The organism is Mesorhizobium sp. M8A.F.Ca.ET.057.01.1.1 (genome assembly GCF_003952565.1).
Classification (GTDB): Bacteria; Pseudomonadota; Alphaproteobacteria; order Rhizobiales; family Rhizobiaceae; genus Mesorhizobium.
Genome location: NZ_CP034454.1, coordinates 113,324 through 127,767, shown reverse-complemented (window position 1 = coordinate 127,767; position 14,444 = coordinate 113,324). Strand labels below are relative to the sequence as shown.

Genomic DNA, 14,444 nt, shown 5'->3' with positions numbered 1-14,444 from the left:
CCGTCAGCGTCGCTTCAGCGATCGAGACGTATCTTTCGCGGCGACGCCGCACGATGAGGACTTGAGTACCCGATGGTGTTTCCACGACCGGTTGCTCATCCAAATGCGGCTACTGGAAAGGGACGAGCCTTTGCTCGCCTGACAACCATCGGACGGAAATTTCATGCCGCCAGACAGCCCGGCTGCCTACGGTTCAATCCCCGGGAACAGGAAATGAGGATCCAGGAGAGAGGGCGATTCGGCCCTCTTCTAAGACGATGACTCGCGCTAGCTGGCCGTCTTGCCGTGCCGGGCCAGATCCTGGGCGATGGACAGTTGCAGGGCTTCGGCCAGTTCGCGCGCGGCACGGTTCTCGGCGTCGATCTGCGCGCGGTAGGAAGCAAACTCCTGACGCGGCCTGTCGAAGGACGAGGTGATCGCCCGCTTGCCGACCGCGATCACCGCGCCGGTTTTCGCATCGGTTAGCGTGTAGCCGGCGGTCAGCGTCACCGAACCGGCGGTCGGCTCGTCTTGATCGGTTCCAACCTGGACCAGCGCCGATGATTCAACAGCTTCTGTCACGCCGAGATCGAGCGAATAAAGCGGCGAGGCCGGTTCGCCGGCGCCGCGCCCAAACCCGAAGATCAGATTGTTGCGCACCTGCTGGGCATAACGCGTCCGGACCGGCTTGACCGCAATCGAAGCCAACTCGGCATTGGCGCTGGAGCCGGTCGACAGCGGCGCGCTCGAATAGAGCGGCCGCACCTGGCAGGCCGAGACGAGCGCAAGCGAGCCGATAAGACCGGCAAGCGCGACGCGGCGAAGCAGACGGCTCAACTCTGTCTTTTCCCGATCAGGCAACGACATTGACGATCCTCTGCGGCACGATGATCACCTTGCACGGAGCCTTACCTTCAAGTGCTTTCTGCACGAAGTCGAGAGCCAAGACCGCTTTTTCGACCGCACCTTGGTCCGCGTCGCGGGCAATTGTCAAATCCCCCCGCTTCTTGCCGTTGACCTGCACCGGATAAGTGACTTCGTTGTCGACGACCAGCGCCGGATCGAAGACCGGCCACGGCCTTTCCGCGACCAGATCGGTGCCGCCCAGCGCCTCCCAGCACTCTTCGGCAAGGTGCGGCATCACGGGCGCGATCAGATGCACCATGATCTCCACGGCCTCGCGGCAGGCGCTTTTCAGCGCCGTATCGGCCTTGCCTTCCGCCACCTCGTTGAGCGGGGTGGTCAGCGCGTTGGCCAGTTCATAGATGCGGGCGATGGCACGGTTGAAGGCGAGCTTCTCGATGTCTTCGCCGACTGCCTTCAGGATTTTGTGCGCGGCCTTGGAAACCGCTCCGGCCTCGCCATCATTGGCGGCCTTCGGTGCGATGCCTGCCAGCGTCTCGGCCGCCGTCGACACCAGCCGCCAGATGCGCTGCATGAAGCGGTGCGCGCCGGCGGCGCCGTCGTCGGTCCATTCGACATCGCGTTCGGGCGGCGAATCCGACAGCATGAACCACCGCGCCGTGTCGGCGCCGTAGCCGTCGGTGATGTCTTCCGGGCTCACCGTGTTCTTCTTCGACTTCGACATCTTCTCGAGCGGACCGATGGTGACCGCCTCGCCGGTGGCGATGTCGATGGCGCGGCGCTTGCCGTCGACATCCTCCAGCCGCACTTCGGTCGGCGCCAGCCAGCGGCCGTTCGATGCCGAACCGACACGGTAGGTTTCGTGCACCACCATGCCTTGCGTGAACAGGCCCTTGAACGGCTCGGCCAGGTCGACATGGCCGGTCTCGCGCATCGCGCGGGTGAAGAAGCGTGAATAGAGCAGATGCAGGATCGCATGCTCGATGCCGCCAATATACTGGTCGACCGCCAGCCACTCGTTCGCTGCCTTGGGATCGGTCGGGTCATGCGCCCACGGCGCTGTGAAGCGGGCGAAATACCAGGACGAATCGACGAACGTGTCCATCGTATCGGTTTCACGGCGCGCGTCCTTGCCGCATTGCGGGCACTTCACATGCCGCCAGGTCGGGTGACGGTCGAGCGGATTGCCCGGCCGGTCGAAATCGACGTCGTCCGGCAGCTTGACCGGCAGGTCGGCCTTCGGCACCGGCACCACGCCGCAATCCTCGCAATGGATCATCGGGATCGGGCAGCCCCAGTAGCGCTGGCGCGAAATGCCCCAGTCGCGCAGGCGGAAGTTCACCTTGCGCTCGGCCATGGGGCGATTGCCGATGGTCTTTTGTTCCAGCAGCCTGGCGACCTCGTCGAAAGCCCGATCTGGAGTCATGCCGTCAAGGAAGCGCGAGTTGATCATCGCGCCATCGTCGGTATAGGCCACGTCGATCACCTGGAAAGCCGACGGGTCCTCGCCGTCCGGCATCACCACGGGCACCACCGGCAAGCCATATTTGTTGGCGAAGTCGAGGTCGCGCTGGTCATGTCCCGGGCAGCCGAAGATGGCGCCGGTGCCGTATTCCATCAGCACGAAATTGGCGACGTAGACCGGCAGCGTCCAAGTATCGTCGAAGGGATGGACGACGCGGATGCCGGTGTCGAAACCCTTCTTCTCGGCCGTTTCCAGCGCCGCCACCGAAGTGCCCATATGGCGGACTTCGTCGATGAATTTCGCCAAAGCCGGATTGGTCTCGGCGGCCTTTTTGGCCAGCGGATGATCGGCGGCGATCGCCATGAACGAGGCGCCGAAAATGGTGTCGGGCCGCGTCGTGTAGACCTCAAGCTCGTGCTCGCCGGCAATTTCCGACGCCAGCGGCCAGCGGATCAGCAAGCCTTCCGAACGGCCGATCCAGTTCTGCTGCATCAGCTTCACTTTTTCGGGCCATTCGTCGAGGCCGTCGAGCGAATCCAGCAGGTCCTGCGCGAAATCGGTGATCTTGAAGAACCATTGCGTCAATTCGCGCTGTTCGACCAGCGCGCCGGAACGCCAGCCGCGCCCGTCGATGACCTGCTCATTGGCGAGCACCGTCATGTCCTCCGGGTCCCAGTTGACCTTGGAGGATTTGCGCGTCACCAGCCCCTTCTCGACGAAGTCGAGGAACAGCATCTGCTGGCGGTGGTAGTAATCGACGTCGCAGGTGGCGAATTCGCGCGCCCAGTCCAGCGACAGGCCCATCACCTTGAGCTGCTCGCGCATGGTGGCGATGTTCTGGTAGGTCCACTCCTTGGGATGAACCTTGTTCTGCATGGCGGCGTTTTCGGCCGGCATGCCGAAGGCGTCCCACCCCATCGGATGCAGCACGTTGAAGCCCTTGGCCCGCTTGTAGCGCGCCACCACGTCGCCCATCGTATAGTTGCGGGTATGGCCGATATGGATGCGCCCCGACGGATAGGGGAACATTTCCAGCACGTAGTATTTCGGGCGCGGATCATCATTGTGCGCTTCGAAAAGCTTCTTTTCCGCCCAGGCCCTCTGCCATTTGGGTTCTGACGCGCGCGGATTGTATCGTTCGGTTGCCATGGGACGTTTTTCACTTAAAAGCATGCGGACTGCGGGCAAGAGCCCGGCAGTTCACGAAATGTGGTCCGGGTGTTCACCATGGTTTGGCAAACCCGTCAACCATATGGGCATCGCGGCGGCCAAAAACGCGGGTCAAAACAGCGGGATTTGCATATGGGCGACACCGTTCAGCAGTTTTTCGCGGTCAAGGCGAAGATCGCCGCCGCCGAGCAGGAGGCTGGCCGTAGAGACGGCGCGGTGACGCTGGTGGCGGTCTCCAAGACCTTCGACGCCGTCGACATCCAACCGGTGATCGAGGCCGGCCAGCGCGTCTTCGGCGAGAACCGCGTCCAGGAAGCACAAGGCAAATGGCCAGCGCTGAAGGAAGCTTTGCCCGACATTGAATTGCACCTGATCGGCCCGCTGCAGTCGAACAAGGCCAAGGAGGCGGTGGCACTGTTCGACGTCATCGAGACGGTCGATCGCGAAAAGATCGCCGCCGAGATCGCCAAGGAAATTGTCCGGCAAGGCCGGGTGCCAAAACTCTATGTCCAGGTGAATACCGGTTCCGAACCGCAGAAGGCCGGCATCGAACCGCGCGAGGCGGTCGCCTTCGTCAAACGCTGCCGGGAAGTCCACGGCCTCACCATCGAAGGCCTGATGTGTATTCCGCCGGCCGACGAGAATCCCGGTCCGCACTTCGCCTTGTTGGAGAAGCTCGGCAAGGAAGCCGGCGTCGCCAGACTGTCGATGGGCATGTCGGGCGATTACGAAACGGCGATCGCCTTTGGCGCCACCAGCGTAAGGGTCGGCTCGGCGATCTTCGGCAGCCGGTAGGCCTTCGTCATCCTGGGGCGGAGCAAGGAGCGAAGCGACGCGGCGCAGACGCCAGGATCCATGCCGGGACTCCGAAACGTCGCGAAGGTCCAGAATTCTGTTCCGTTGCAACCGTCAGCAAGGTCGCGGCATTGATCCTCGGGTCTTCGCGACGCCGCTTCGCGGCTGCTCCGCCCGTGGATGACGAAGTGAGAAATGTTTCGGCCAATCTCCAAGGTTCCGAGAAATCATGGCTGCCAGCCGCGCTGGGAACATTTACTTCGTAGCCAACCGACAATTCACGGACCTATGATGCCAACCGCGACTGGTCCATTACGCCAGCACTGGAAACGAAACGTACCGTTCTTATTTGTTTTGTGTCATCGCACATTTCTCTGGAGCTTTCGCCATGCGCTACAATCAGCTTGGAAATACCGGGCTTTTCGTTTCCGAATTTTGCCTCGGCACCATGACCTTCGGCGCCGCCGGCCAGAACGCCCAATGGGGCCTGATCGCCAGCCTCGACCAGAAGGGCGTCAACGAGATCGTCGGCCGTTCGATCGCTGCCGGCGTCAACTTCTTCGACACGGCGGACGTCTATTCGTTCGGCGAGTCCGAACGCCTGCTCGGCCAGTCGCTCCGGGACCTCGGCATTGCCAGGTCGACCGTGGTCATCGCCACCAAGGTTCATGCCGCCACCGGCGACGGGCCGAACCAGCGCGGCTCCTCGCGCGGCCACATCATGGATTCGGTCGATGCCAGCCTCGAACGGCTGCAACTCGACCATATCGATCTCTATCAATTGCACGGTACCGACGCGGTGACGCCGATCGACGAAACGCTGCGGGCACTCGATGATCTCGTCTCCAGCGGCAAGGTCCGCTATGTCGGCGTGTCCAACTGGCAGGCCTGGCGCATCGCCAAGGCGCTCGGCATCGCCGACCGCAGGGGCTTTGCCGGCTTCGAGACCATCCAGTCCTATTATTCGATCGCCGGCCGCGACCTCGAACGCGAGATCGTGCCGTTGATCAACGAGGAGAAGCTCGGCCTGATGGTGTGGTCGCCGATGGCCGGCGGCCTGCTGTCCGGCAAATACGGCCCTGGCGCGCCGGGCAATGGCGAGGGTCGCCGCGCCTCCTTCAACTTCCCGCCGGTCAACGAGGAGCGTGCCTGGGCGGCGGTCGCCGTCATGCGCGAGGTCGCCAGGAAGCATGATGTCAGCGTCGCCACCGTGGCGCTCGGCTATGTCCTGGCCAAACCGTTCGTCATGAGCGTGATCATCGGCGCCAGCCGCATGGAGCAGCTCGAACAAAACCTCGCCGCCACCAGCCTCAAGCTCGATGCCGACGATCTCGCCAGGCTGGATGAAGTGAGCGCCTTGCCGGCCGAATATCCCGGCTGGATGGTCGAGCGCCAGGGCGCCGGCCGGCGTCCGGCGCCCTTCGTCCCGAAGGCATAGCCTGCGGGAAAGCCAGCCTTCTCGAAGCCGCGTGTCTCATGGACGCGCGGCTTCGATTACAGCCGAACCGTCTCGGCAAGAAAGTCGAGAAAAGCCCGCACTCGTGCGGGCAGATGCTTGCCCTGGCCGACAAAGACGGCATGGGTCGGCTCTTCGTCGCCGGGGTTGAAATCTTCCAGCAGCGGCACCAGCCGGCCGGCGGCAATGTCGGGCTCGACATGCCAGCGCGCCAGCCGCGCGATGCCCGCCCCCGAAAGCGCGGACAGCCGCATCGCCTCGCCATCGGTCAATGTCAGGTTTCCGACAACCGGGATGATGATCGGCGCGCCTGCCGCATCGACAAAAGGCCAACCGTCGATATGCCGCACGAAGCCGAAGGCGAGCATGTTGTGGCGCTCGAGATCGGACAACGCACGCGGCGTCCCGTGTGCTTCGAGATAGGAAGGTGCCGCGACCAGCACCATCCGGCTTTGACCGAGCTTGCGCGCCACCAGCCGTGACTCGCGCAGCGGCCCGGCGCGGATGGCGACATCGGCGCGCTCTTCCAGTAGGTCGATCACGCTGTCGGTCAGCACAGCCTCGACGAAAATTTCGGGATAGCGCTCCAGAAAGCGCGGCAGCAGCCCCATTAGCCGATGTTGGCCGAACGGCACGTAGCTGTTGACCCTCAGCCTGCCGCGCGGCGCGGCTCCTGCCGCGGCTTCACGCTCGGCCTTATCCATGTCGGCGAGGACGCGCACACCGCTGTCGTAGAAGGCCGTTCCTTCCGGCGTGAGCTGGAGCTTGCGCGTCGAGCGGCTGACAAGCCGCGCGCCAAGCCGGGTTTCGAGCCGTGCGATCAATTTGCTTACCGCCGACGGTGTCATGCGCAGCCGTCGCGCCGCGGCCGAGAAGCTGCCCGCCTCGACGACACGCACGAACACTTCGATCTCGCCGGAGCGGTTGATATCGGGTCGGGCCATCTGTGAATCTATTTCACAGAAAATATGCCTTGAGCAAGTCTGGTTCACAACATGGCGGATCACGATCTTCCGGGCCGGGCGCGGGCCAAGCGTCCTTTGCCCACAGATGGGACGAACCGCCATGCCTCTTGCTCTCTATGCCCTCGCCGCCGGTGCCTTTGGCATCGGTGTCACCGAATTCGTCATCATGGGCCTGCTCATCGATGTCAGTAAGGATCTTGGTGTGTCGATCTCGGCCGCCGGCCAATTGATCTCGGGTTATGCGCTCGGTGTCGTCATCGGTGCACCCTTGTTGACCATCGCCACCGGCAACTGGCCGCGCAAAACCGTGCTGCTGGCTCTGATGGCGATCTTCACGATTGGCAATCTCGCCTGTGCGCTGGCGCCCGATTACTGGACGCTGATGGGCGCCCGCATCATCACTGCCTTTGCCCACGGCACCTTCTTCGGCGTCGGCTCGGTCGTCGCCACCGGCCTGGTCGCACCCAACAAGAAGGCTTCCGCGATCGCGCTGATGTTCACCGGCCTCACCATCGCCAACATCCTCGGCGTGCCCTTTGGCACCTGGCTCGGCCAGGCCTTCGGCTGGCGCGCGACCTTCTGGGCGGTGACCGCGGTCGGCCTCGCGGCCTTCGCCGTCATCCTGGCCCTGGTGCCGCGCGGCCAGGTCGCGCCCGAGAAGAGCGACCTGCGGGCCGATCTCGCCGTGCTGCGCCGCACGCCGGTCCTGCTCGGGCTTGCCACCACCGTGCTCGGCTATGCCGGCGTCTTCGCCGTCTTCACCTACATCGCGCCGCTGTTGACGCAGATCAGTGGCTTCAAGGAAGCCGCCGTGTCGCCGATCCTGCTCGTCTTCGGCGGCGGCCTGATCGCGGGCAACCTCGCCGGCGGCAAGGTCGCCGACCGCTGGCTGGTGCCGGCGGTGCTGGGCAGTCTCGTCGTGCTGGCGTTTGTGCTCGCGACCATGAGCTTCGCCATCCACAGCCAGGTCATGGCCGTTCTCTATGTCGGCCTGTTGGGTGCAGCGGCCTTCGCCACCGTGGCGCCGCTGCAAATGTGGGTGCTGGAAAAGGCGCAAGGCGCCGGCCAGAGCCTCGCCTCGTCCTTCAACATCGCCGCCTTCAACCTCGGCAACGCCGCCGGCGCCTGGCTTGGCGGCGCGGTCATCGCCCATGGCCTTGGGCTGGGTTCGCTCACCTGGGTCGCTGCCCTGCTGCCGCTCGCGGCGCTCGCCGTGGCCGGACTGGCGCTGCGCCTCGATCGCGGCGCCAGGCTCGGCGCGCCTGTCCCTGTCCGGTCATGACATCGGCCGACATCCGAATCGCCTCACCTCTTCACAAACCACCAGGAGCAAGAAAATGGACTATCGACGTCTCGGCGCATCGGGCCTGAAAGTCCCGGCGCTTTCATTCGGCGCAGGAACCTTCGGCGGCTCCGGCCCACTGTTCGGCGCCTGGGGCAACAGCGACGCGCAAGAAGCCCGGCGGCTTATCGACATCTGCCTCGAGGCCGGCGTCAACCTCTTCGACACCGCCGACGTCTATTCGAACGGCGCCTCGGAGGAGGTGCTCGGCGAGGCGATAAAAGGCCGCCGCGACGCGGTGCTGATCTCGACCAAGACCGCGCTGCCGATGGGCGACGGGCCGGCCGACCATGGCTCGTCGCGCTCGCGGCTGATCAAGTCGGTCGACGCCGCGCTGAAGCGTCTCGGCACCGACTATATCGACCTGCTGCAGCTGCACGCCTTCGATGCCGGGACGCCGATCGAGGAAGTTCTGGCGACGCTGGACGGCCTCGTGCGCTCCGGCAAGCTGCGTTATGTCGGCGTTTCCAACTTCTCCGGCTGGCAAGTGATGAAGTCGCTCGGCCTGGCGCAGACGCACGGCTACCCACGCTATGTCGCGCATCAGGTCTACTATTCGCTGCTCGGCCGCGACTATGAATGGGAGCTGATGCCGCTCGGCCTCGACCAGGGCGTCGGCGCGTTGGTGTGGAGCCCGCTCGGCTGGGGCCGCCTGACCGGCAAGATCCGACGTGGACAGCCCTTGCCGGAAAAGAGCCGCCTGCACGAGACCGCGAGCTTCGGCCCGCCGGTCGAAGACGAGCATCTCTACCGGGTCATGGATGCGCTCGATGCGGTGGCTGAGGAGACCGGCAAGACGGTTCCGCAAATCGCCATCAACTGGCTGCTGCAACGCCCGACCGTTTCATCTGTTATCATCGGCGCCCGCAACGAGGAGCAACTGCGCCAGAACCTCGGCGCCGTCGGCTGGACGCTGACGCCGGAGCAGATCAAGACGCTGGACGCGGCGAGCGAAGTCACCGCCCCCTATCCGTATTTTCCCTATCGGCGCCAGGAAGGTTTCGCGCGGTTGAACCCGCCGGCGGTGTGATTGGTTGGGATCCTACGTTTCGGGATCATCATGGACATTGGCGAGTAGCCGAAGCCCCCCTCAACTTCGTCATCCACGGGCGAAGCAGCCGCGAAGCGGCGTCGCGAAGACCCGAGGATCCATGCCGTGAACTTGGTCGAAGATCGTGGCGGAGCAGAATTCTGGACGCTACGGCGCTCGGAAGTCGCGGCATGGATCCTTTGGACTGCGAAGCAGCTCCAGGGGTCTGCGCCGCGTCGCTACGCTCCTTGCTCCGCCCGTGGATGACGAACTGATGGGCGTTACCGCCAATCATTACCGGTCGACAAAAATGCCGGCACTACTGCCCCTAATGCAGGACGAACTCTCCATCCACCTTGCGCCATTCATTCGGGGCGATCAGCTTCTGGTGCGTATAGACCACCGAATGCAGCGGCCCATCCAGCTTGGCTTTCCAGAATTCGATGAACCGGATCAGCACCGGAAACTTCGGAGCGATGTCGTAGTCCTGCCAGACGAAGCTCTGCAGGAGATGCGGGTGGTCGGGGAAATGATAAAGAATCTTGGCCGTGGTCAGGCCGTAGCCTTTGAGCATCAGGTCCATTTCAAGATGGTCGCGCATTGCGGTCCCCAAGGTTGATTCTCCTTTCCTCCCTGGCACCAATTGTGCGCGCCGTTACTTAACTGTCTATTGATTTTTCTTGATCGTAAAGCGAACTTTTCCCGCAAAAACATGCAGTTAGCAGCGGACCTGGTCGAGTGCTGACAGTCTCGAAAAGCGCCCCTGCGGCATCCCGCCGCGCGAATCCAACGTCTAATGTTGCCGTCGCGGCGGAACTGGTAATAATGCCGCCGAATTCGCGGCTGCGTCGCCGCGATCCCGCAGGCGTTTCAAGCCGGCGGATTGGTTCGGGAGGAAAGCCAAGAAATGTCCGAGGTTCATGTCCATCGCGTCCAGCCGGCGTGGAAGAAGAACGCCTTGATCGACAATGACACCTACCTCAAATGGTATGCCGACAGCGTGAAGAACCCGGACAAGTTCTGGGGCAAGCACGGCAAGCGCATCGACTGGTTCAAGCCCTTTTCCAAGGTCAAGAACACCTCCTTCGACGGCAAGGTCTCCATCAAGTGGTTCGAGGATGGCCAGACCAATGTCTCGTACAATTGCATCGACCGCCACCTGAAGAAGCGCGGCGACCAGACCGCCATCATCTGGGAAGGCGACAACCCTTACGACGACAAGAAAATCACCTACAACGAGCTCTACGAACACGTCTGCCGGCTCGCCAATGTGATGAAGAAGCACGGCGTCAAGAAAGGCGACCGCGTCACCATCTACATGCCGATGATCCCGGAGGCGGCCTACGCGATGCTGGCCTGCACGCGTATCGGCGCCATCCATTCGGTCGTCTTCGGCGGCTTTTCGCCGGATGCGCTCGCCGGCCGCATCGTCGACTGCGAATCGACCTTCGTCATCACATCGGATGAAGGCCTGCGTGGAGGAAAACCCATTCCTCTCAAGGACAACACCGACAAGGCGATCGAAATCGCCGCCAAGCACCACGTCATGGTCAAGAATGTCGTGGTCGTGCGCCGCACGGGCGCCAAGATCGGCTGGGCGCCGGGCCGCGATGTCTGGTATCACGACGAAGTCGCGACGGTGAAGTCCGAGTGCAAGCCGGAGAAGATGAAGGCGGAAGATCCGCTGTTCATCCTCTACACGTCGGGCTCGACCGGCAAGCCGAAAGGCGTGCTGCACACCACCGCCGGCTATCTCGTCTATGTGTCGATGACGCACCAATATATCTTCGACTACCATGACGGCGACATCTACTGGTGCACTGCCGATGTCGGCTGGGTGACCGGCCATAGCTACATCGTCTACGGGCCACTCGCCAACGGCGCCACCACGCTGATGTTCGAAGGTGTGCCAAACTACCCCTCGCAGTCACGCTTCTGGGAGGTCATCGACAAGCACAAGGTCAACATCTTCTACACCGCGCCCACGGCGCTGCGCGCGCTGATGGGCGCCGGCAACGACCCGGTGAAGAAGACGTCGCGCAAATCGCTGCGTGTGCTGGGCTCGGTCGGCGAGCCGATCAACCCGGAAGCCTGGGAGTGGTATTTCAACGTCGTCGGCGATGGCAAGGTGCCGATCGTCGACACATGGTGGCAGACCGAAACCGGCGGCATCCTGATCACGCCGCTGCCCGGCGCCACCGACCTCAAGCCGGGTTCGGCGACGCGGCCCTTCTTCGGCGTCAAGCCGCAGCTGGTCGACGGCGAGGGCAAGGTGGTGGAGGGTGCGGCCGACGGCAATCTCTGCATCACCGATTCCTGGCCGGGCCAGATGCGCACCGTCTATGGCGATCACGACCGCTTCGTGCAGACCTATTTCTCGACCTACAAGGGCAAGTACTTCACCGGCGACGGCTGTCGCCGCGATGCGGACGGCTATTACTGGATCACCGGCCGCGTCGACGACGTCATCAATGTCTCCGGCCACCGCATGGGTACGGCCGAGGTCGAATCGGCGCTGGTCAGCCATGAGAAAGTCTCGGAAGCAGCAGTCGTCGGCTATCCCCATGATATCAAGGGCCAGGGCATCTACAGCTACGTCACCTTGATGAGGGGCGTCGAAGCGACCGAAGATCTGCGCAAGGAACTTGTCGCCCATGTCCGCAAGGAGATCGGCGCTATCGCCACGCCCGACAAGATCCAGTTCGCGCCCGGCCTGCCCAAGACCCGCTCGGGCAAGATCATGCGCCGCATCCTGCGCAAGATCGCCGAGGACGATTTCGGCGCCCTTGGCGACACCTCGACGCTTGCCGATCCGGCCGTGGTCGACGACCTCGTCGCCAACCGGCAGAACAAGAAGGGCTGACGCCGGCCATGGCCGCGATCGGCAGCGTTGCCGAACTCTGGCGCTATCCGGCGAGTTCGCTCGCCGGCGAGCGGCTGGAGGCGATAGCGGTCGGCACCGACAGTATCGAGGGCGACCGTATGTTCGGCCTCGTCGATACGTCGGACAACGAGATCGCCCGGCCCGATCGTGACGCCAAGTGGCACAAGGTGCCGCGCATCAGGACCCGGTTGAGCCATGATCGCGTATTGGAAATCGCCGTTCCCGGCGGCGACTGGCTCAGCGCGCCAGGCCCCGAATGCGACCGCGCGGTGTCGGACTATCTTGGCTTTGCCGCCTCGATTCGCCCGTTCGGCCGCGAGAACGCCCCGCCCGCCTATGCCGGCCCGCTGACGCAGGCGCGCTACAAGAAGGCGCCGATCCATCTCCTGACCACGGCATCCCTGGCGCGGTTGAAGGCGCTGCATCCGGACGGGGCCGCAGATCCGCGCCGCTTTCGTCCCAACATCGTCGTCGACATGGCCCCGGTCGACGGCTCGTTTCCCGAAACGGAATGGATCGGCCGCAAGCTCGCCATCGGCGACCTCGTCTTGACCATCTCCGAGCCGTGCCGCCGCTGCGGCTTCACCATCATCGCCCAGGACGGTTTCGACAACGATCCCGGCATCCTGCGCAATCTGGTGCGTTACAACGCCCACAATCTCGGCGTCTATTGCACCGTCGACCAACCCGGCCGTGTCGATATCGGTGCGCCGATGCGGTTTCTGTAGACCTCCGACAGCGAAGCGAGCGTACCGCCCACCTTGGAGATTGAAAGAAACCTCCGCGCCTTCGTCATCCCAGCGCGAAGCAAGGAGCGAAGCGACGCGGCGCGGCGCGGCGCGGATCCATGCCGTGGCGCTAAAGCGTTGCAACGGTTCAGAATTCTCTTCCGCTGCATCCGCGGCGGATGTCGCGGCACGGATCCTCGGGTCAAGCCCGAGGATGACGAAGCGCGAGGGTTCCGGCGCCGAATCAGACACATCACTACCGATAAAGGTCAGCTCGCGTCGGTGGCAGTCCGCTCGGGCCGCGCGCTCGTTTGGTGACGACGGTCTGGAATATCTGCGCCGAAGCGCGTTCGAACGCGATCGAACAGCCGGCCAGGTAAAGCAGCCATAGCCGCGCCCTGGGCTCGCCCACCTCTGCGATCGCCTCGTCGAACCGTGCCCGCAGGCGCTCGGCCCACAGCCTGCAGGTGCGGGCATAGTGCTCGCGCAGGTTCTCGACGTCATGGACGAGAAAACCGTGCGCCTCCAAATTGCCCAGCGTCATGCCGATCGTGTCGACCTCGCCGCCGGGAAAGATGTATTTGATCAGCGCCTTGTACTCCGCGCCCTTGCGCAGCGTCTTCCTCGCGCTGCCCTTGCCGCGCCGGGTGATCGCATGATGCAGGTAGACGCCGCCGGGCTTCAGCAGCCGGTGGACGGTCGAGAAATAGGTGTCGTGGTTGGCGAGGCCAACCGCCTCGAACATGCCGATCGACGAGATTTTGTCGTAGCTGCCGTCGAGCTCGGTGTAGGATTTGATGTCGATGGTGATCCTTTCCTCCAGCCCTTCGGCGCGGATGCGCTCACGCGCCAGCCGGGTCTGTCCTTCGGACAGCGAAACACCGTGGCCGATGGCGCCATAGTGCTTCGCGGCATGGATCAGCATGGCGCCCCAGCCGCAGCCGATGTCGAGTAGCCTGTCGCCCGGCTTCAGCCTGAGCTTGCGGCAGATATGGTCGAGCTTGTCCTTCTGCGCCTGGTCGATGTCGTTGGCGAAATCGGTGAAGTAGGCGCAGGTATAGACCATGCGCTCGTCGAGGAAGAGCCGGTAGAATTCGTTCGAGATGTCGTAATGATGCTCGATCGCCTTTTTGTTCGAGCCGCTGACGAAGGGATTTTGCCCGGCAAGATCCGCCCGGTTCGTCATCTGCCTTCGCGAAAACAGCACGGCGGGCAGGTCGCGCAGGATAGCGCGCTTCGGCAGGGATTTGAGCCTGAGCTTGCCCTTCGATGGCAGCGCGTAGAGTTCGAAAATCGACCCGCCCTCGATGTCGATCGTCTTGGCGATCCACATTTCCACCAGTGTCGAGAAATTCGGTCGGCGGGCCAGCTGCCAGACGATGTCCTGGTCGTTGATGGCAAGCACCGGGCCGCTTGGCGGACCGATGCGCTCACCGGTCCACAGCCTGACGGCGAAACCTGGCTTCAGCGCCTCGACGACGCTCCGAACGATGCGCGCTGCCTTGTCGGCTGCATCCATGCCACTCTCCCCCGGAACCGGTGCCGACGGCCCGATTTGATTGTGGCTGCTTGACCAGCCGGGGGCAACCCGCCTTGCGCTGCCGGACGCCATGCAGGCGGGAGCGGCTGTTCGCAGCCAGGCGAAGTGTCTCAATTCGGACACATCGGCGCGCCCTGAACATGGTCCCGGGACAGCGGCGCATCGTGGGACTTGCCAAAGTGGCCGAAACACCCCACCTTGGGATTGTGTTCAACGAACTGAAAGG

The 14,444-nt window shown here is 63.5% G+C and carries 11 protein-coding genes; 6 read left to right on the top strand and 5 right to left on the bottom strand.

From position 1 onward, the window contains the following. Positions 1–267: 267 nt before the first annotated feature. Together lptE and leuS are read right to left on the bottom strand one after the other, a co-directional pair. Positions 268–846 carry an LPS assembly lipoprotein LptE gene (gene lptE / locus EJ077_RS00615; RefSeq protein ID WP_208699201.1) on the bottom strand — a complete coding sequence of 193 codons (579 nt, stop codon included), beginning with the start codon at positions 844–846 and terminating at the stop codon, positions 268–270. Further along, entirely contained in the window at positions 833–3,457 is a 2,625-nt protein-coding gene (gene leuS, locus EJ077_RS00610; RefSeq protein ID WP_208699199.1) for a leucine--tRNA ligase, read from the bottom strand. Before leuS ends, lptE begins: the two co-directional genes overlap by 14 nt. Before the next feature lie 153 nt (positions 3,458–3,610). Between leuS and EJ077_RS00605 the strand changes: the two genes are divergently transcribed. After that, complete coding sequence (locus EJ077_RS00605) at positions 3,611–4,273, top strand: YggS family pyridoxal phosphate-dependent enzyme (protein ID WP_208699196.1); 663 nt, start codon at positions 3,611–3,613, stop codon at positions 4,271–4,273. Positions 4,274–4,661: 388 nt separating this feature from the next. Next, positions 4,662–5,711, top strand: coding sequence for an aldo/keto reductase (locus tag EJ077_RS00600; RefSeq protein WP_208699194.1), 1,050 nt, complete (start codon positions 4,662–4,664; stop codon positions 5,709–5,711). Positions 5,712–5,767: 56 nt separating this feature from the next. Here the strand turns inward: EJ077_RS00600 and EJ077_RS00595 are convergent, their stop codons facing one another. Continuing rightward, complete coding sequence (locus EJ077_RS00595) at positions 5,768–6,673, bottom strand: LysR family transcriptional regulator (RefSeq protein ID WP_208699192.1); 906 nt, start codon at positions 6,671–6,673, stop codon at positions 5,768–5,770. A 121-nt stretch (positions 6,674–6,794) separates the two neighbouring features. Between EJ077_RS00595 and EJ077_RS00590 the strand changes: the two genes are divergently transcribed. After that, on the top strand, positions 6,795–7,976 hold the full coding sequence (locus EJ077_RS00590; RefSeq protein ID WP_208699190.1) for an MFS transporter: 1,182 nt from the start codon (positions 6,795–6,797) through the stop codon (positions 7,974–7,976). A 55-nt stretch (positions 7,977–8,031) separates the two neighbouring features. Beyond that, positions 8,032–9,066 (top strand): aldo/keto reductase, encoded by a 1,035-nt coding sequence (locus EJ077_RS00585; RefSeq protein ID WP_208699188.1) that lies wholly within the window; start codon positions 8,032–8,034, stop codon positions 9,064–9,066. Between the two features lie 328 nt (positions 9,067–9,394). Here EJ077_RS00585 and EJ077_RS00580 read toward each other — a convergent pair whose 3' ends face one another. Next, positions 9,395–9,667 carry an usg protein gene (locus tag EJ077_RS00580; protein WP_023784217.1) on the bottom strand — a complete coding sequence of 91 codons (273 nt, stop codon included), beginning with the start codon at positions 9,665–9,667 and terminating at the stop codon, positions 9,395–9,397. Positions 9,668–9,973: 306 nt separating this feature from the next. Between EJ077_RS00580 and acs the strand changes: the two genes are divergently transcribed. Both acs and EJ077_RS00570 read left to right on the top strand, forming a co-directional pair. Further along, positions 9,974–11,929, top strand: coding sequence for an acetate--CoA ligase (acs, locus tag EJ077_RS00575; protein ID WP_208699186.1), 1,956 nt, complete (start codon positions 9,974–9,976; stop codon positions 11,927–11,929). Positions 11,930–11,937: 8 nt separating this feature from the next. Then, entirely contained in the window at positions 11,938–12,678 is a 741-nt protein-coding gene (locus tag EJ077_RS00570; protein WP_208699184.1) for an MOSC domain-containing protein, read from the top strand. A gap of 256 nt (positions 12,679–12,934) precedes the next feature. On the opposite strand, the gene EJ077_RS00565 is transcribed toward EJ077_RS00570, so the two are convergent. Further along, positions 12,935–14,197 carry an SAM-dependent methyltransferase gene (locus EJ077_RS00565; protein ID WP_208699182.1) on the bottom strand — a complete coding sequence of 421 codons (1,263 nt, stop codon included), beginning with the start codon at positions 14,195–14,197 and terminating at the stop codon, positions 12,935–12,937. Between the last annotated feature and the right edge of the window lie 247 nt (positions 14,198–14,444).